The following is an 18830-nucleotide window of genomic DNA, read 5'->3' as shown; positions in this document are numbered from 1 at the left end:
CGCGAAGGCGGTGTGTCAGTCGATATTTATGGTGACTGACACACTGCCTTCGCGAGCAAGCCCGCTCCCACATTTGATCTTCGCCGTTCTTGGGTTCAGCCGAAGAAAGAGCGAATCCCACGGTCCCGGAAATACCGTTCGATCACTTTCGGGTCGGCGCTGTAGTCGGCGATCGCCACATAGGTATCGGGCCGCAGCAAGTAAAACCCGTTGCGTGTGAGCCCCGCCGTTTCAAACGCCTTTCGCCAGTCGAACACTTGCAGCGGGAGGTGATGCTCCCTGCACCAGGCGATCATTTCGTCGCTGGTCTCGCCATACACATGCACCTGCCACGTCAGGTTTTTCAGCGACTCGAAATTGTCCCCTTCACTGTCGTGGGCCCAGGGCAGGCGATCGCCGCCATGAATATGGCCCGTAACGCCCTCGCTCAACGGCATGCCGCGATAGTTGAGGGTGGTCTGCGACACCGTGCGAAACAGGAACTCCCGGGCCGCCTCAAACGAGATCATTTTCGGGATCAAAAAGGGTGCGACGCGCATACGCACCACGTCGGCAATTGGCCCGTCGGCCGTGACGAAACTGAAGACCCGATCAGTGGTGGCCACCAGGCGCCGGGCAAATGCGATGCGTTCGGTTTCATAACTGTCGAGCAGTTTGGGCGTGGCGCCGCCGCTCAGCACCGTGGCGAGTTTCCAGGCCAGATTGATCGCATCGCCGATCCCGGTGTTCATGCCCTGGCCACCCGCCGGGCTGTGGACATGGGCGGCGTCACCCAACAGAAACGCGCGCCCCGTGCGAAAGTGATCCGCTATCCGGTGATGCACGCGGTAGGTCGAGAACCAGTTCACCTGATCGATCTGCAGCTTTAAATTCTTGATGGCCCGGCTGCTGACGTCTTCAAACTGGAGGGTTTCGGCGTGTTCGGCACGCTCGTCGCGCACCGTGCCGATCAGTCGGGCGCGACCTTCGTCGGACAAGGGGAAAATGGCGAGGAAGTCGGCTTCGTCAAGGTCCACATGCAGTTCACCGTTGAACGTGGGGCCACGGGCCTGCACATCCGCCACATAGAAAATCTGCTGGTAGGTACCGCCCGGAAAATCGGTGTCCAGATGTTTGCGCACAATCGAGCGGGCACCGTCGCAGCCAGCGAGGTAACAGGTCTGGCAGGTTTCCTGCTGGCCATCGGGCAAGCGCAGCGTGGCGCTGATGCCGTCGCCGGTTTCCTCGAAACTTTCCAGTTCGGTGTTGCGCTCCACCTTGATACCGAAGGCCTCCAGGCGTTCGATCAGCAGGCGTTCGTGCTCGTCTTGCGGGTAGATTTCCAGAAACGCGTAGGGTGTCAGGCCTTCGCCGATGGTGCTCAGCGGCAGGTGCGCGACAGGTTCGCCCTTGACCCAGAAATTCGCTGCGGCCACACGATGGCCGTTCTGTACAACGGCGTCGCTGAGGTCGAGCTGGCGATACAGTTCAAGGGTTCGCGCCTGAACGGCGAGCGCGCGGGACGTGGTACCGGGGGCGGAGGTCTTGTCGAGGATGCGCACCCGAATGCCCAGTTTGCTTAGCCACAGCGCCAGCACCAGCCCGGTCGGGCCGGCGCCGACGATCAGCACGTCGCTACGGTTCATGAGCGTGTTCTCCTCGGTGTCTGGAGCAAGTATGGTCCAGCCGGGGTGCACCGGCAGGCCGACTGCCCAACGGAAAAATGCCGGCAGTTGCTACGGGCTTGTGCGGGAACAGTCCGCGACCGCCACAGTCATAGCCTGCGCCATGCCATTGATCGTATGGTTAGCCCGGCTCAACGGATTTTATGGAGCACCATGCAAGCCAATCGATTGATCATGAGTGTGGCCGCGCTGTTGGTGCTGGCCGGTTGCGGCACCCAGCGCACTCAGGCGCCGCCGCCCCGCAAGCCTGCCGAGGTCAAGGCCGAGATTGTGCGCCTGCTGCCGGCCGAAACTGTCGACCGACAGGGTTGGGCCACGGACATTTACGCGGCATTTGCCGCACAAAATATTGCGCCGACCACGCAAAACCTGTGCTCGGTACTCGCGGTCACTGAGCAGGAATCAACGTTTCAGATTGATCCATCGGTGCCAGGGCTGGGCAAGATCGCCCGGGACGAGATTGACCGCCGCGCCGCCAAAGCCCACATCCCCGGCTTGCTGGTGAGCGGTGCCTTGCAGGTGAGTTCACCCAATGGCAAAAGTTACAGCGAGCGGCTGAATGCCGCGCGCAGCGAAAAAGAGCTCAGCGCGATTTTCGATGACTTCATCAGCATGGTGCCCATGGGCCGGACCTTGTTCGCAGGCTTCAACCCGGTGCACACGGCGGGGCCGATGCAGGTCAGCATCGACTTCGCCGAGCAGCAGGCGCGCAATTATCCCTACCCGGTGGGTGGCTCGATTCGCCACGAAGTGTTCACTCGTCGCGGCGGTATGTACTTCGGTATTGCCCACTTGCTCGGTTATCCGGTGAGCTACGAGCAGCCGCTGTATCGTTTCGCCGATTTCAACGCCGGTTGGTACGCCAGCCGCAATGCCGCGTTTCAGAATGCTGTCAGTCGTGCGACCGGCATTGCGCTGGCCCTGGATGGCGACCTGGTGCGCTACGACTCGATCATGCCCGGCACCACGGAACTGGCCGTGCGCACCCTCGGCAAGCAATTGGACATGCGCAACCCGACCATTCGGGATCAATTGGAGGAGGGGAAAGGTCTCGAGTTCGAGGACACCAGGCTCTATCGGCGCGTGTTCGCCTTGGCCGAACAGGCCGAAGGCCGCCCATTACCCCGTGCAGTGTTGCCGGGGATCGTGCTGCAAAGCCCGAAAATCACCCGCAAACTCACCACGGCGTGGTTCGCCAAGCGGGTCGATGAGCGTTATCAGCGCTGCATGAAGCGCGCGGGGATGTGAACGCAGAAACACGGCTGGGCAGGCTAATGCCGCTAAGTTGAGGCGCAGAACCTGTGGGAGCGAGCCTGCTCGCGATGACGGCGGTATATTCAGCATCAATGTTGGCTGATCCGCGGCTATCGCGAGCAGGCTCGCTCCCACAGGGGCGACGGTGTTCAAGTCCTTGACTGACTGGCGCTGATGAGGCAACCGAGCGCAATCTTCGGCAGCTGCTACAAAGAGAGAGTCGCAGAGGAGATTTAGTCATGTACCAGCTCTATGGGCATCAGAATTCGGGTGCGGCCGCCATCGAAGCCGCGCTGGAACTGTGCGAGGTTCCTTATCGCTTCATCGATGTTTCATCGTCCCCGGAGGCGTTTCAGGCGCTGGAGAAACTCAACCCGCTCAAGCAGATTCCCACCCTCTACCTGCCCGATGGCGGCGTTCTCACCGAGAGTGCGGCCATCCTGATTCATCTGGGCCTTACGTTTCCGGAGTCGAATCTGCTGCCGGAAAACCCGCTCAAGCGTGATCAGGTTATTCGGGGCCTGGTGTACATCGTCAGCAATTGCTATGCCGCCATTGGCATCATCGATTACCCCGAGCGCTGGCTGGCCGAGGCGGACGAGTCGTCTCGGGAAAACCTCATGGCCGGTGCCCGCCAGCGTCTGCATTGGAGTTGGGAGGTGTTTGCCGATCAGTTCGCCGGCCATTTGTACCTGGACGATGGAGAGCCGGGCGCGCTGGATATTCTGGCGGCGGTGGTGACGCGGTGGTCGGGCACCCGGGAGCACTTGCGCGTTGCGCGGCCCGGGTTTTTCGCCTGGCTCGAACGCTTCGACCAGCACCGTGCATTGGCACCGGTGTTCAAAAGGCACTGGCCATCCTGAAGAACACCGCCAAACAAATGTGGGAGCGAGCCTGCTCGCGATGGCGACCTGACATTCAACATTGATGTTGGATGCCATGGCCTCATCGCGAGCAGGCTCGCTCCCACAGGGAGATTGGGGTGGGACAGAATCATTCGCCGCGAATGTACTGCTCCAACTGCCCAATCAGCTCAGCCTGTTCGGCAATGGCTTCCTTGACCAGGTCGCCGATTGACAGCAAGCCCAGCAACTCGCCGTTTTCCACCACCGGCAAGTGCCGCAGGCGTTTGTCGGACATGATGCCCATGCAGGTTTCGACGGTTTGATGGGTGTCCACGGTAATCACTGGCGACACCATGATGTCGCTGACCGGTGTGCCAACCGAGGAACGCCCCTTGAGCACCAGTTTGCGCGCATAGTCCCGTTCGCTGATGATGCCGACGACCTTTCCCTCTTTCAGCACCGGTAACGCGCCGACGTTTTTCGCGGCCATCACCATCAGTGCTTCCAGCACCATTTGATGGGGCGCAATGGTGTGGACTTCCTGATTCTGTTGGGCCTTTAACTTGAGCAGTTGGGCGACGGTTTTCATGGCGGTTTCTCAGGTGTTGTCGTTGTTCTTGAAGAATCGTAGAGACGCGCTCACAGAGCAAGGCAGAAAGCGGCAGATACCGCGCGAAAAGCGTCATTCAGCGATTTTTCTTTGTAAAAGTCCGCCCCTGATGCCGGTAAGTTAAGACATTTGAGCGACGAAAAACCTGTGGGAGCGTGGCTTGCCCGCGAAGAATACACCGCGGTTTTTCAGGTATTACGCGTCATCGTTCTTCGCGGGCAAGCCACGCTCCCACAGGATCTGCGTCTCGACTTACCGGCATTAGGGCAAGCCCCCTCACCACACCGTCGATCACGCGTAGAATTACCCCTTGAATCAATTCGTTGAGGTTGCAGTGGTGGATTTACAGCAGGGCTTCGTCCTGACCCGGCATTGGCGCGATACCCCGGCCGGCACGGAAGTCGAGTTCTGGCTGGCGACCGATGCCGGCCCCCGGCGCATCCGCCTGCCGCATCAACCGTCGGTAGCGTTCCTTCCGGCAGCCCAGCGCGAGCAAGCCGAAACGGTTTTGCGCGGCGAGAAAAACGTCGAGCTGAAGCCCTTGGCACTTCTGGACTTCGAGCACCGCCCGGTGCTCGGCCTGTATTGCCAGCAGCACGGTCAGTTGATGCGTCTGGAAACCGCGCTGCGCAAGTCAGGCGTCGATGTATTCGAAGCCGACATCCGCCCGCCGGAACGCTACATGATGGAGCGCTTCATCATTGCCCCCGTTTTGTTCGGCGGCACGCCCAGCGCCGATGGCCTGCTGCTCGACGCGCAAATGAAACCCGACCCCGGCTACCGGCCGAACCTCAGGCTGGTCTCGCTGGACATCGAAACCACCGCCCAGGGCGAGTTGTATTCCATCGCTCTGGAAGGCTGCGGCGAGCGTCAGGTGTACATGCTCGGGCCACCCAATGGCGATGACAGCGAGGTGGATTTCCAGCTCGACTACTGCGAGTCCCGGACCCTGCTGCTGAAAAAACTCAATGACTGGTTCGCCCGGCACGACCCTGACGCCATCATCGGCTGGAATGTCGTGCAGTTCGATCTGCGCGTACTGCACGAACATGCTCGCCGCTTGGCGGTGCCGCTGAAACTGGGGCGTGGCGGCGAAGAGATGCAGTGGCGCGAGCACGGCAGCCGAAATCATTACTTCGCTTCGGCCGCCGGCCGGCTGATCATCGACGGCATCGAGTCGCTGCGTTCGGCGACCTGGAGCTTCCCGTCGTTCAGCCTGGAAAACGTCGCGCAAACCCTGCTGGGCGAGGGCAAGTCGATCGACAACCCGTACCAGCGCATGGACGAAATCAACCGCATGTTCGCCGAGGACAAGCCAGCCCTGGCCAAGTACAACCTCAAGGACTGCGAACTGGTGACGCGGATCTTCGCCAAGACCCAATTGCTGACCTTCCTGCTCGAGCGCGCCAGCGTCACCGGTTTGCCGGCGGACCGCAGCGGCGGTTCGGTGGCGGCGTTCACTCACCTGTATATGCCGTTGATGCACCGTCAGGGCTTCGTTGCACCGAACCTCGGCGGCAAACCACCGGAGGCCAGCCCTGGCGGTTTTGTCATGGACTCGCAACCCGGGCTGTACGAATCGGTGCTGGTGCTCGACTACAAAAGCCTCTATCCGTCGATCATCCGCACCTTCCTGATCGACCCGGTGGGCTTGATCGAAGGCCTCAAACATCCTGACGACAGCGAGTCGGTGCCGGGTTTTCGCGGTGCGCGTTTCTCAAGAACCCGGCATTGCCTGCCAGCCATCGTCGCCCGGGTCGCCGAAGGCCGCGAAACCGCCAAGCGCGAACACAACGCGCCGCTGTCCCAGGCGCTGAAGATCATCATGAATGCTTTCTACGGCGTCCTCGGCTCCAGCGGTTGTCGCTTCTTCGATACACGGCTGGCCTCGTCCATCACCTTGCGCGGACACGAGATCATGTTGCGTACCCGCCAGTTGATCGAAGCGCAGGGCCATGCGGTGATCTATGGCGACACCGATTCGACCTTCGTCTGGCTGCGTCGCCCTCATGGTCAGGCAGAAGCCGCGCAAATCGGCAGTGCGCTGGTGGATCACGTCAATCAGTGGTGGCGTGAGCATGTGAAACAGGAATACGGACTGGAAAGCGCCCTGGAGTTGCAGTTCGAGACCCACTACAAGCGTTTTCTGATGCCGACCATTCGCGGCGCCGAGGAGGGCAGCAAGAAGCGCTATGCCGGGTTGGTCACCCGCGCCGACGGCACCGAAGAAATGGTCTACAAGGGCCTGGAAACCGTGCGCACCGACTGGTCGCCGCTGGCCCGGCAATTCCAGCAGGAGTTGTACCTGCGCATCTTCAATCGCAAGCCCTATCAGGATTACGTACGTGACTATGTGCGCAAGACGTTGGCCGGTGAGTTCGACGAGCGCCTGATCTACCGCAAGCGCCTGCGCCGTACCCTCGATGACTATCAACGTAACGTGCCCCCGCATGTGCGGGCCGCGCGCATCGCCGATGACTACAACGACCAGCAGGGGCGCCCACGGCAATATCAGAACGGCGGCTGGATCAGTTATGTCATTACGGTCGCCGGCCCTGAGCCGCTGGAAATCCGCAGCGCGCCCATCGACTATGACCATTACGTCACCCGGCAGCTGCAACCGGTGGCGGATGCGATCCTGCCGTTCGTGGATGACGATTTCTCAACGCTGATTGGGGGGCAACTGGGCCTGTTTTGAGTCCAGCAGCGACAGCGTCCAGTCATCCGGTATGCCGTGAAAATACTGATCCAGCGCCTGATGGAACAGACTGCCCTTTGGCGAAACCTGGGCGAACAACGTCATCGATGAGTGAAACTTGAGGTTGTCGGGGTGACCGAAAATCTTGGCGATCGAGCGTTGAGGGATGTCCAGGACCAATTGCGTGCAAGTGCGCAAGCGTGGACCCAGTAACGGATGCTCCAGGTACGCTGTGGCTTCTTCACTGGAGCGAATGGCAAAGTAACGGGACATCTCACTGTCGCCCAACCCGGAAAACTGCGGAAAGATAAACCACATCCAGTGCCGGCGCTTCTGGCCGGCGCGCAGTTCCTCCTGCACCCACTCGAACACAGGATCCTGCGCCTGGACGAAGCGTGGCAAATTGAAAGCGTCGAGCTGATCGGTACTTCTCATGCCGATGCCCTCTGACAGAACCGCGATGGCTCAGACCATGGCCAACCGCTGCTTGCGTTGTGGCGCGCGAAAAGCTTGGTCCAGCGCCTCCAGATCCCCGACTTCCAGGCGCAATTGCGCCGCTTGCGCGTTGAGCTGCACGTGCTCGGGACGGACCGCCTTGGGGATGGCGATCACGCCGTTCTGACGCAGAATCCATGCCAGTGCTACCTGCGCAGGTGTCGCCTCATGACGGGCGGCAATCTGCTTGAGCGTCGAATTGGCCAGCATGTGCCCGCCCTGGCCGATCGGACAATAGGCCATCACGGGCATCCTTTGATGTTGGCTCCAGGGGAGCAAATCGAATTCGATGCCGCGTTCTTCCAGGTTGTACAGCACCTGATTGGTGGCGCAGGCCGGTGAAGCCAGTTCCTCCAGGTCATCCAGGTCGAAATTGGACACGCCCCAACGGCCGATCTTGCCGTCTTCGCGCAGGCGTTCAAAGGCTTCGACGGTTTCCTCAAGCGGATAATCGCCGCGCCAGTGCAACAGGTATAGATCAATGTAATCGGTATTCAACCGCCGCAGACTGCGCTCGCAGGCCTTGGGAACGCCTTTGCGGCTGGCGTTATAGGGGTAAACCTTGCTGACCAGAAAGACCTGATCACGCAGGCCGGCGATGGCTTCACCCACCACCTCTTCGGCGCCCCCTTCAGCATACATTTCAGCGGTGTCGATCAGGGTCATGCCCAACTCGATGCCCAAACGCAGCGCTGCAACTTCCTTTGTGTGTCGGGAGCGTTCCTCTCCCATGCGCCAGGTTCCTTGGCCGATGACCGGCACATGGCTGCCGGCCAGCTCAAGAGTACGCATGAATCCTCCTCAGTGAAGTCCGATCGATACTTCAGTTGGCAGCAAAATAGTCCGGTGGTTCCGTGGCCATCTCGAAAGATCGCAGCCTTCGGCAGCGCCTGCGCCAAGTTCGGTTCACAGGTGTACTCCGCCCGTGCAGGCGCTGCCGCAGGCTGCGATCTTTTGATCTTCCGACCTACAGGGTGGAAAACCTGAACACCGTCGTCTGGGCATAGCTTTTGCCCGGATCCAGCCGTGTGGACGGGAAGTTCGGCTGGTTCGGCGAATCCGGATAATGCTGAGTCTCCAAAGTAAACGCCCCCCAATGCGGATAAATCTTGCCAGCCTTGCCCTTGACTGTGCCATCGAGGAAGTTGCTGGTATAGAACTGCACGCCAGGTTCAGTCGTGTAGAGCTGCAACCGACGCCCGGATTGCGGATCGCTGACATCGGCGGCGAGTTTGCCCAGATCACCCTTGGCGTCCAATACCCAATTGAAATCGAAACCACCTTGTTTCGGTTCGGCGAATTTCAATTGTGGGTGATCGGCCTTGATGTGTTGACCGATGGCGGTCGGTTGAGTGAAATCCATCGGTGTGTCAGCGACCGGGGCCAGTTCACCAGTGGGGATCAGTTTGCCGGTGACCGGCGTGTAACGGGCGGCGTGCAAGGTTGCGAGTTGCTTCAACACATCCCCGTTGCCCGCGCCGGCCAGGTTGAAATAACTGTGATTGGTCAGGTTCAGCACCGTGGGTTTGTCGGTACTGGCCTTGTACTCGATGCGTAGCTCGTTGTTTTCCGTAAGGCTGTAGGTCACCTCGGTTTTCATATTTCCGGGGAAACCCATTTCACCGTCCTTCGACAGATACGTCAGGGTCACGCCTACAGAATCCTTATCCTTACTCGGTTCGGCTTTCCACACACGCTTGTCGAAACCTTGAGCCCCGCCATGCAGCGAATTGCTGCCGTCGTTGAGTGGCACCTGATAGCGCTTGCCATCCAGTTCGAAGGCACCGTTGGCCAGGCGATTGCCGAAGCGGCCGATGGTCGCGCCGAAGTACGCGGTGCCGCTTTGATAGCCCTGCACATCATCGAAACCCAGCACCACATCGTCGAGCTTGCCGTTTTTGTCCGGCACTTTCAGCGACTGCAGAATCCCGCCGTAGGTAATGACCGTGGCTTGCAGCCCATGGCTGTTGCGCAGAATGTATTGCTCGACGGGCGTGCCGTCATTGGTTTTGCCGAAGGCTTTATGTTCGCTGGACAGACCAGCGGCCTGAGCGGAGAGGGTGACGATCATCAGGGACAGTCCGAGGCCGGAAAGCAGGTGTCGGGATTGAAGCATGGTTGACCTTCCTTTTTGTTGTTCTGTGAGAAGTAGTCATACTAATGATCGAGTTTTAATGCGATCAAGGAAGGATATATAGCTTATCTATCGGTTGTTGCAATTATAAAGTATGACTAATAAAAGGTCGCTTCCACGATGGCCAGCGCTTACGGACCACCGGTACTGCACTTTTCCAGCTTTCGCGGTTCTATCCTTGGCCAGCCTGCGGCGATCCCCACCGCCGGCCCATGCCCAAGTTCAAGAACCCATGGCTCGAGTTTTACCCCGCTTTACCCCGCACATTCGCCTTTATTGTTTGCTGCTGATTAGCTTGTCGCTGCTCTTCACCAGTGGCTGTAGCCATCAACCGGGCAACGACGTTGTCAGTCAGTTTCGCAACGGCAAACCCCAGGAATTCCTCCAGACCAGCGTCGACCGTATGGCGACCCTGACGATGCGCGACAACCTCGAAAGCCTCTACTTGCTGATGAACAAGCTCTACCTGCGTAATCCGGAGGAGCTGAAAAAGTCCGGCTTCCTCGAAGTCGGCATCGCGGAAAAACAAGTGCGCATGGCCATTGAACAGCAACAGCCACTGCCCACCCTCGGCGGCAAAAAAGACCTGGCGGCGCTGAGTTATGCCATGAGTCCGGAATTCCTCGGCGACCGCGTCGGGGCCTTCATTTATGCCATCGGCAGCATGCTGGTGACGGCCCACGGCAATCAGCTGGAGTTCTACATGACGGATGCGATCAACCCGACTTTCGTCAGCAATGCCGCGCGCAACATCGAGAAAGCCACCTGGATTTTGAGCCAGCGACAAAACAAGCAGGGCGAACCGTTGCTGTTTTCCAACGAAATCTCGGAGGAGGGCAGCAACCTGAGCTTTGCCGTGGAGTTCGGCAAAATCGTCGCTCGACTGGACCTGCTGACCCAGATGCTCGACGAACGCTACCGGCGGATCGGCCTCAACTACGCCCAGAGTTTGTTGTTTCTGAATTTCTTGCCGGTGCAGTAAACGAGTGCTGAACCAAACACCTGTGGGAGCGAGCCTGCTCGCGAAGACGGACTCACAGCTCATATCACTGTTGGATGTTGGACCGCTTTCGCGAGCAGGCTCGCTCCCACAGGGGGATGTGGTTGAGAGGGAAAACCGTGTTCCGGCTCAATGAATTGGCATAACGATAGACCGCATCGATATATGTGGTTATAAGAAAAATCGCTATGCTGCGAGCCGGTTTGTTTCCTGCGATTTTCTGGGCGTATTCATGGAATTCGGTAATTTCGGGTTGGTCGTTGCAGGTCTGGTGGTCGGCTTTATTGTCGGCATGACCGGCGTCGGGGGCGGTTCGTTGATGACCCCCATTCTGTTGTGGTTCGGCGTCAACCCGGCCACGGCGGTGGGCACGGACTTGCTGTACGCGGCCATTACCAAATCCAGTGGTGTGCTGGTTCATCGAAAGAACCAGAACATCGACTGGGCGATCACCGGTTGGCTGACGCTCGGCAGTGTGCCGGCAGTGGCGCTGACCCTGTGGTTCCTGAGCCGTTTGCAAACCTCGCCCGAAGCGATGAACGCTGTCATCAAACAAGCGCTGGGCTTCGTGCTGTTCGCCACGGCGCTGGCGATTTTCTTCAAGAAACGCTTGCTCGATTTCGCCCACAAACGGGCGGGCGGCCACTACAACCCCAGCGGCTCGCGGTTGAATGTGCTGACCGTCATCACCGGTCTGGTCCTCGGCACCATGGTGGCCCTGACTTCCATCGGCGCCGGCGCCTTGGGCACCGTCGCGCTGTTCATTCTGTATCCACTGCTGCCTACCCGCCGCCTGGTCGGCACCGAAATCGCTCACGCGGTGCCGCTGACCCTGGTCGCCGGCCTGGGCCACGCGAGCATGGGCAACATGGATTGGCATGTGTTGGGCTTCTTGCTGGTCGGTTCGCTGCCGGGGATTTACCTGGGCAGCCATTTGACCGGGCGTATCTCCGACGAGCTGCTGCGTCCGTGCCTGGCCACGATGCTGGTGCTGATCGGCTACAAACTGGCGTTCTGATCCGGCATCGTCCGGATCACTGAATTTATACCGAATGGAAAGGTGTCTTCCTCGTGCTCGGTGAATTCAGGCGCGGGCAACGGCGAGGCCACATGGTTTTTTTCGATCCAGATAGAAGCGCGGCCCACACTATTCCCGGGTAAACATCTCCAGCAGATGCCCGTCCGGGTCATCGAAATACACCCGCCGGCCACCGCCGTAATCATTGATCTCGTTCGGCCTCTGCTTGCCCGGATCGGCCCACCAGGGCTGTTTGCGCGCTTGCAGGCGAGCGAAGGCCGCATCGAAGTCTTCATCGTCGATCAGAAAGGCATAGTGTTGGGACGCAATGGGTGGGTCGTTGTTGTAGAAGTCCAGCGATACCCCGTTATCGAACTTGACGACCAGCATCGGTCCGAACGGCTCCGGGGCGGACAGGCCGAGGAGGTCGGTCAGGTAATGGGCCGAGACCTGTTTGTCACGGCACCAGACGATGGTGTGGTTCAACTGAGCGCTCATGCGAAGATCCTCACGGCGAATCAGGTCGTTTGTGTCGTGCTATGAGATTAGCTCAGGCTGTTGCGCAATGACCGCCCTGACCTAAGCTTGGGGCAAGGCGAATCACAATTGCGGTGCGTCACCCGGAACGTTCACCGCGATGCGCAATCATTAGAGCGTGGATATCAAAAGGAGATGCGCATGCTCATCAGGTCTTTGACCCTGGCTACTTTGCTGGCTTTCGTCGGTCCCCTGTTCGCCGCCGATGACGATTCACCCTTGGTTAAAGACGTGGGCAGGGCCCGTCCCCTGATTGTCATCGCCCCCAGCAGCGTTGACCCTGTCTGGGTGAACCTGAAAAAGTCGCTGGAGGATCCCGCCAACAAGCAGGGAGTCGCCCAGCGCAACATCAAGGTGTACAGCGTGCTGAACATGTTCGGTCAGCTCGATGGCAAAGATCTCGGCCAGCAGGACACCATGGCGCTGATCCGCTCGCTGAACCTCGGCGCCGGGGCTTTGCCCAAAGTCATTCTGTTGGGCAAGGACGGCGAGAAGAAAATCGAGAGTTCAGGGGCTGAGTCGAAATCGGTCGATTTGAAGAAAATCTTTGACACCATCGACCAACTGCCGGCCGCTGAGAAAGAAGCAACGGTACCGACGCCTGCGCCGGTGGCTGAAGTTGCACCGGTCAAAGGCGTAAAAGGCGCAAAAGGCAAACCGGCGAAGCCCGCCAAACCCCCTGAGCAGCCGGATGAATGAATTGCCACTGAACTCTGTGGTGATCTTTTCAGGTAGGAGGGATGACTGTGTGGGGATTAGTCCTTCTTCCAGAGGGTGTGTCGAAAATGACTGAGGTGGTCGTTTTCAACCGCCTCAGTCCTCTGGTAGACGGTCCTGACTGTTTTAAGGTCGTGCCAGCAAATGACGGATTACATTAACCAATACAGGTGAGAAGGGCTGCAGGCGCCCGGCATCAGGCGTTTGCAAGTCCTCCAGAAGTAAGCCCAAGAAATCTTCGTCCTCATACTGCAACTCGTCGGGTGGCAGGTTCTGGGTATAAATCAACGCATCAACCAGAGTTTTACGTGCACCGACAAGACCACGATTGCTTTCCTCGGTATGACCCAGATTCAACGCCTCAATGGAAGTATTGGCTCGGTCGGTATGCCCCTTTACCAGACCAGACAGATAGAACTTCAACTCGGTTTCGCATTCATCCATCAAAGGCGTCAGTGGCAGTGCTCGCGTGCCTCGACCGTGGCCGCATTGATGGGAGCGTTGGCAACTTGCGACTATGTTGGATAAGTCTAAAGTGCGATTTTGCGCGCGATCCTGGGCCTCAATATGCTCGTTATGAGCGTCGTCAATCGTGATTGCCTGGCAGCAATACGCACATAAGCCGTACTGTTCCGAGATACACGCTGAGCGAATGGACCGACTCTCTTCAACGGGCAAATCCCGGTAACGTAATGTGCTGTTCAAGCGCTTCCATCGAGTCAGCGCCTCCGGCTCAATACCCTTGTTGATCTTACGCACGACGCAACTCCAGTTTGCGGATCAACAGTGCGGCTTTCGCCAGCTCCAGATGACCGTCTGAAAGCTCCAGTGATAGCTCGGAAAACAATTTCCTGGCTTCGTCCAGGTCACCATCCTGCAGGCGCTCAAGCAATCGATTCAGTCTTCGCTGTACCTCGCTGTTACGAACATCGGTGTCCATGACGCTCAACAGAACCTGATTGGCATCAAGGCCATAAAGGCCATCGCGCTCTTGTAACTCCCCATCATCCAGTACGTAGCACAGCACATCTTTTGCGTCGCTGATGACGAGTGGAGAGTGAGTTGTCAGTACGAACTGGCAATTTGGAAAGGTTTCACTCAACTGCCGGATCAGACTGCGCTGCCATTTGGGGTGCAGGTGTAAGTCGACTTCATCAATCAGTACGATTCCGTCACCGTGTAAAGGGTTGTCCAGCGATTGATTCATCATGGCCAGTCGGCGGGCGATGTCTCCGACCAATGCCATCATGGACTTTTCACCCTGTGACAGCTGAGACACATTTAGTGTGGCTCCGCTTTTATCGATGGCCATGTGCAACCGTGGCTTACGCTTTACTCTCAAATTGCTGAAGCCAGGCATGAAGGCTGCGATTGCAGTGCGAACCGCCGTCAACTGACGATCACGAGAGGATGCCTTCAACTGGGAAAGCGTTTTCCAAATGTCACTGTCCTTTCCGAACTTTTCGGAGATTTCGGACAAGGCGGTGCTGGACACGCCGGTTTCATTTTCACTGTCCTCGCGCTCGCGAAACCATTCAAAGAAACGCCGAAAATCGACACCCCTATTCAACGAATTGTCATAGCCGTCAAGTTGATCAAAGGTATGCTTGGTTCGGATCTTTAAAGGAATTTCCAGTACCGAACGCTCAACCGGATAGTACGCAATCAGTGGAAGAGATGCCTTTTCAATAACGGTTAATTCATCCCGGTAAACATCCGCGAGACGGCTGGCGTCAACCAGAGAGCTGTGAGCATCTGTTTTTCGACCCTGTCTGGATCGGGTAACGGTCCATTGGAATAGAGCATCCTCAGGATCAGCATCGGGATTATTAGGGTTTGCCAGAGAGTCGTCTTTTACAGCAATCGAAATAGAGGCGGATGAGGCGCCGTTTCGAACATCCTCTTCTGCGATGTGACTGCCATTACCCTTCTCGGTACGAATTCTGGCCACCAACCAGCTCAGTGAGATGGCTAGCGACTTTAGAAGCGTAGTTTTCCCGGCACCGTTGTTTCCCACCAGAACTGTCACGTTCGAGGGGTGTTTGGCGGTGGGGGCCAACTGAATGTCCAAATCGGTGAATCGACCGACATCCGTGAGCTTGAATTTTTTGATTTCCATTACAACGCCCTTTGGCGGTCAGTCGGTGTACAGGCTTGAGCGCGCATTATGTCATTCCCGGCTACGGATTGATCCGCTGCCTTTCGCCGGCTTTGGAAACCCATTAGATACAATGGTTTCGGTTGCATCACAACGGTCATCAATAAAAAGTTAGTTGCAGTGTATGCCCATGAAAATGAGCTGGGGCAAAGGCCTTCAATTGCGTCAGAAATTTCCTGCAAAACGCAGAGCACTTCATGAACTGGTGCGGCGGCGAGCATGCCGATAACCTTCTCCAGCCGCTGCAAAATCAGCGGTCGGATGTGGAAGTCCGGTGGTCAGAGACACCTACCAACGCTCGTAAGGCGCATGGCGACATTTTTTATGTCAACATTGCCGCGTTATGGCGGCTGTGCGCGGGGCACTTTCGAGTGCGCCGGGTTTTGGTAGGTTCCCCCTGGTCTTCCACACCTGCGTACAGCTGTCACCCTCATGTGGAAGTGAGATTGGCAGTTTTCTTAAATTGTTAATGGAGCTTTACATATGAAGAAAGTTACTCCCAACCCTCCCGAAACCCCAACCGATTCCGACCCCCTTGATCTCGTTCCACTGTCCGAAATCACCGAACCCGCCGTCAGCGCTCGCTTGCGTAACCCCAACCACGCCGACCCGATCAGCCATATCTTCACCATTGTCCCCGGCGTCGACACAGAAACCCTGCTAAGCCACGCCTGCGAAACCCTCGCGTCTCTGAATGTCTTGATCACGGATCTGGCCTGCAAGCTGGAAAGTTCCAACCGCAACGTGGCGCTGTCGATTCAGCAGTTGGCGGTAGTCGCCCAATTGCTGGTGAACCGCGCACTGGACACTATCGATCCGCCCGAAGGCGCGCCTGCTGTTCAGCCAGGCACTCAACAATGATCAGGGAGGTTCAGTCATGGCTCGATACATGCCGATTACGGGCATCGACTGCAGCATAGCGTCGTTGCTGATTGACACAGAGGCGCCAGTGGATGTGCTGCATGATACGGCGGCGTACCGCATCCGCAGCGTAACTCAACTGCTGGAAACACTTTCCGTAGGCGAGGGAATCAGCCGCGATGCATTACTGTTGCAGGACTTTGCGCGAGTGCTGGCGATTCCGATGCGCGACGGTTGTGACTTAATGGATGTGATCGGACGACGATTGCGGGCGCAGGTTTAAGTGCAGTAAAGAAAAATGGGCGACCTTAAGAGGTCGCCCATTTTGTTTGCCAACGCTGAACCCTGTGGTGAGGGGGCTTGCCCCCGTTCGGCTGCGCAGCAGTCGTAAACCCGGTATCTGAGGACTATCTGATGCAACGCGATGGCAGAGTTTGGGACCGCTGCGCGCCCCAGCGGGAGCAAGCTCCCTCGCCACGGGTGAGTGGTTGCCTAGTCTTAATGGGTTGTCGGGATCATTCAGTCAGCGCACTCAATATATTGTGAGCAATTTTGACTCGCTCGGGGTTTGGGTAGTTTTTGTTGGCCAGGATCACGATGCCGATGTCTTTGGCCGGGATAAAGGCGACATAGGCGCCGAAGCCGCCGGTTGAGCCGGTTTTGTTGATCAGTACTGTGTCGCGTTGAGGTTGCGGCGGGTTCAGCCACCGGACTTCATGAGCTTCCATCGCCATCTGCGATGAATTGCCCCCCAGCAATGTATCGAGCGTTACCGGGTAGTTGTAGAACTCCCACCCCAACCCCTGAGTCGTGTCACCCACCGTGTAGTAACCGGTGTGAGTGATGGCGATGGCTTGCTGCAATGGCTTTTCCAGCGAAGTCGGATTCATGTTCGCTTCAACATAGCGAAGCAGATCCGAGGCACTGGTTTTCACGCCATACGCTTCGCTATCCAGTGCGCCCGGCCCGACCCGTACAGGTTTGTCGTCCTTGTTGTAACCCTGGGCGTAAAGCCCCATCTGATCCTGCGGCACCTTGAGGTAGCTGTGTTTCAGGCCCAGTTTCGGCAGCAAGGTTTTTTCCATCAGCTTATCGAACGGTGCCCCCATGCTGTGGGCCGCCAGATAGCCGAACAACCCAAGGCTGGGGTTTGAATACTGGCGATGAGTGCCGGCGGCGTAGATCGGTTTCCACTGTTTGAAGTAGCCGAGCATCTTGTCCTGATGGTCTGCATCACTGGGGAATTGCAGCGGCAGGCCACCGGCGGTGTAGGTGCCGAGTTGCAGCACGCTGATGCTGTCGAACGCGCTGCCACGCAACGCTGGCAGAACAGTGCTGGCAGCGTCGCTCAGGGACAGTTTGCCAGTGGCCTGAGCGTAGGCTGCCAGTGTTGCGGTGAAAGTTTTGCTCACCGAACCGATCTCGAACAGGGTGTCGTTTGCCACCGGGCGCCCGGTTTCTTTCGAGGCCACTCCGTAATTGAAGTAATGCTGCTTTCCGTTGACCGTTATGGCCACGGCCATGCCGGGAATGCCCTCGGCCTTCAAGACAGGCCGCACAGCATCGTTAACAATCTTCTCGATGGGCTGATCTGTCTGGGTCGCGGCAACACAATGGCTTGCGCCCAGTACCGCCACGCAGGCTGCAAGAATCTTCAATCTGGCAATACTTTTTTTGTGTGTCATTGTTTCGGTTCCATGATTTTACGAGGTGTTAACCGCTACACTCCGAGCGGTTTTTCAGCCGGTCCGCAGCTGGGCGAGCCAAATCTATGCAGTTTGGCGACCGCCGACAAACGACGATATCTTGGATGAGCCATTAGAAATTTTTTGGAGTAGGCATGATTCGACCTCATTTGCCGCTGAATGCCTTGCGTGCTTTCGAGGCTTCGGCACGTCATTTGAGTTTCACGCGGGCGGCGGTGGAGTTGTGCGTCACGCAGGCGGCGGTGAGTCATCAGGTCAAAAGCCTTGAAGCCCAGCTTAACGTGACCCTGTTCAAACGCCTGCCCCGAGGCCTGATGCTGACCAGCGAAGGTGAAACCCTGCTGCCGGTGCTGCGCGACTCCTTCGACCTGATCGCCCAAACCCTGGAGCGTTTTGAGGGCGGGCATTTTCGTGAGGTGTTGACGGTAGGGGCTGTGGGCACATTTGCGGTCGGCTGGCTGTTACCGCGGCTGGCGGATTTTCAGATGAAATATCCGTTTATAGATTTGCGCCTTTCGACCAACAACAACCGGGTGGACGTGGCAGCGGAAGGGCTGGATTACGCCATTCGTTTTGGCGCGGGGGCATGGCACGGCATCGAAGCGGTGCGGTTGATCGAGGCGCCGCTGTCGGTGCTCTGCGTTCCCGAGATTGCGCGGCAATTGCACGCCCCAGCCGATCTGTTGCAGCAAACGCTATTGCGTTCCTATCGCACGGACGAGTGGCCGGAGTGGTTTCAGGCTTCCGGGTTGCCGGCCCATGTCGCTGCGCCCCGGAGCATCGTCTTCGACTCGTCGCTGGCGATGATGGAGGCTGCGCTGCAAGGGGCGGGAGTGGCGTTGGCGCCGCCGCTGATGTTTGCCCGGCAACTGGCGGCGGGCGCAATCGAGCAACCGTTCGCCATCGGGATCACCACGGGCAGCTACTGGCTGACCCGCTTGCAGTCGCGGCCTGAAACGTCGGCGATGGTCGCGTTCAAGCAATGGCTACTGCAAGTGGCACAGCGGAATTAGTGTGAATGTCTCCCCTGTGGGAGCGAGCCTGCTCGCGATGGCGGTGTGACAGTCAATGATGATGTTGGCTGTCACGGCCTTATCGCGAGCAGGCTCGCTCCCACAGGATTGCGGTGTTTC

Annotated in this window: 18 protein-coding genes; 9 read left to right on the top strand and 9 right to left on the bottom strand. The window is 58.1% G+C overall.

Annotation, left to right across the window (positions count from 1 at the left end; genetic code table 11):
- Positions 1-95: 95 nt before the first annotated feature.
- Entirely contained in the window at positions 96-1625 is a 1530-nt protein-coding gene (locus KGB14_RS18315) for an FAD-dependent oxidoreductase (protein ID WP_223488145.1), read from the bottom strand.
- 192 nt (positions 1626-1817) lie between these two features.
- Here KGB14_RS18315 and KGB14_RS18310 point away from each other — a divergent pair, with 192 nt between their 5' ends.
- Positions 1818-2912, top strand: coding sequence for a DUF1615 domain-containing protein (locus tag KGB14_RS18310; protein WP_223488144.1), 1095 nt, complete (start codon positions 1818-1820; stop codon positions 2910-2912).
- Between the two features lie 245 nt (positions 2913-3157).
- Entirely contained in the window at positions 3158-3781 is a 624-nt protein-coding gene (locus KGB14_RS18305) for a glutathione S-transferase N-terminal domain-containing protein (protein WP_223488143.1), read from the top strand.
- Between the two features lie 130 nt (positions 3782-3911).
- On the opposite strand, the gene KGB14_RS18300 is transcribed toward KGB14_RS18305, so the two are convergent.
- Complete coding sequence (locus tag KGB14_RS18300) at positions 3912-4352, bottom strand: CBS domain-containing protein (protein WP_223488142.1); 441 nt, start codon at positions 4350-4352, stop codon at positions 3912-3914.
- A 358-nt stretch (positions 4353-4710) separates the two neighbouring features.
- On the opposite strand from KGB14_RS18300, the gene KGB14_RS18295 reads away from it, so the two are divergent.
- Complete coding sequence (locus KGB14_RS18295; protein ID WP_223488148.1) at positions 4711-7071, top strand: DNA polymerase II; 2361 nt, start codon at positions 4711-4713, stop codon at positions 7069-7071.
- Here KGB14_RS18295 and KGB14_RS18290 read toward each other — a convergent pair.
- From KGB14_RS18290 to KGB14_RS18280, 3 genes are all read right to left on the bottom strand, one after another.
- Complete coding sequence (locus tag KGB14_RS18290) at positions 7036-7506, bottom strand: DUF1810 domain-containing protein (RefSeq protein ID WP_223488141.1); 471 nt, start codon at positions 7504-7506, stop codon at positions 7036-7038. The genes KGB14_RS18295 and KGB14_RS18290 overlap by 36 nt on opposite strands.
- Before the next feature lie 30 nt (positions 7507-7536).
- Positions 7537-8358 (bottom strand): aldo/keto reductase, encoded by an 822-nt coding sequence (locus KGB14_RS18285; protein ID WP_223488140.1) that lies wholly within the window; start codon positions 8356-8358, stop codon positions 7537-7539.
- Positions 8359-8533: 175 nt separating this feature from the next.
- Complete coding sequence (locus tag KGB14_RS18280) at positions 8534-9682, bottom strand: aldose epimerase family protein (protein ID WP_223488139.1); 1149 nt, start codon at positions 9680-9682, stop codon at positions 8534-8536.
- Positions 9683-9932: 250 nt separating this feature from the next.
- Between KGB14_RS18280 and KGB14_RS18275 the strand changes: the two genes are divergently transcribed.
- Together KGB14_RS18275 and KGB14_RS18270 are read left to right on the top strand one after the other, a co-directional pair.
- Entirely contained in the window at positions 9933-10682 is a 750-nt protein-coding gene (locus KGB14_RS18275) for a hypothetical protein (protein WP_223488138.1), read from the top strand.
- Between the two features lie 250 nt (positions 10683-10932).
- Positions 10933-11718, top strand: coding sequence for a sulfite exporter TauE/SafE family protein (locus tag KGB14_RS18270; RefSeq protein ID WP_223488137.1), 786 nt, complete (start codon positions 10933-10935; stop codon positions 11716-11718).
- Between the two features lie 129 nt (positions 11719-11847).
- On the opposite strand, the gene KGB14_RS18265 is transcribed toward KGB14_RS18270, so the two are convergent.
- Positions 11848-12216 (bottom strand): VOC family protein, encoded by a 369-nt coding sequence (locus tag KGB14_RS18265; protein WP_223488136.1) that lies wholly within the window; start codon positions 12214-12216, stop codon positions 11848-11850.
- Between the two features lie 180 nt (positions 12217-12396).
- Between KGB14_RS18265 and KGB14_RS18260 the strand changes: the two genes are divergently transcribed.
- A complete protein-coding gene (locus KGB14_RS18260) occupies positions 12397-12954 on the top strand; it encodes a DUF4174 domain-containing protein (RefSeq protein WP_223488147.1) in 558 nt (185 codons plus the stop codon).
- Positions 12955-13098: 144 nt separating this feature from the next.
- Here KGB14_RS18260 and KGB14_RS18255 read toward each other — a convergent pair whose 3' ends face one another.
- Both KGB14_RS18255 and KGB14_RS18250 read right to left on the bottom strand, forming a co-directional pair.
- On the bottom strand, positions 13099-13731 hold the full coding sequence (locus tag KGB14_RS18255) for a retron system putative HNH endonuclease (RefSeq protein WP_223488135.1): 633 nt from the start codon (positions 13729-13731) through the stop codon (positions 13099-13101).
- On the bottom strand, positions 13724-15091 hold the full coding sequence (locus KGB14_RS18250) for an AAA family ATPase (protein ID WP_223488134.1): 1368 nt from the start codon (positions 15089-15091) through the stop codon (positions 13724-13726). Before KGB14_RS18250 ends, KGB14_RS18255 begins: the two co-directional genes overlap by 8 nt.
- Before the next feature lie 522 nt (positions 15092-15613).
- On the opposite strand from KGB14_RS18250, the gene KGB14_RS18245 reads away from it, so the two are divergent.
- Positions 15614-15991, top strand: a complete 378-nt coding sequence (locus tag KGB14_RS18245) for a DUF6124 family protein (RefSeq protein ID WP_223488133.1) — start codon at positions 15614-15616, stop codon at positions 15989-15991.
- A gap of 16 nt (positions 15992-16007) precedes the next feature.
- Positions 16008-16274 (top strand): hypothetical protein, encoded by a 267-nt coding sequence (locus KGB14_RS18240; RefSeq protein ID WP_223488132.1) that lies wholly within the window; start codon positions 16008-16010, stop codon positions 16272-16274.
- Between the two features lie 232 nt (positions 16275-16506).
- Here KGB14_RS18240 and ampC read toward each other — a convergent pair whose 3' ends face one another.
- Entirely contained in the window at positions 16507-17676 is a 1170-nt protein-coding gene (gene ampC / locus KGB14_RS18235) for a class C beta-lactamase (protein WP_223488131.1), read from the bottom strand.
- 155 nt (positions 17677-17831) lie between these two features.
- On the opposite strand from ampC, the gene KGB14_RS18230 reads away from it, so the two are divergent.
- A complete protein-coding gene (locus KGB14_RS18230) occupies positions 17832-18710 on the top strand; it encodes a LysR family transcriptional regulator (RefSeq protein WP_223488130.1) in 879 nt (292 codons plus the stop codon).
- The last annotated feature ends 120 nt before the right edge of the window (positions 18711-18830 follow it).

Source organism: Pseudomonas sp. A-RE-19 (assembly GCF_019956555.1).
Classification (GTDB): domain Bacteria; phylum Pseudomonadota; class Gammaproteobacteria; order Pseudomonadales; family Pseudomonadaceae; genus Aquipseudomonas.
The sequence above is the reverse complement of the archived record's forward strand: the minus strand, read 5'-3'. Positions and strand labels throughout refer to the sequence as shown.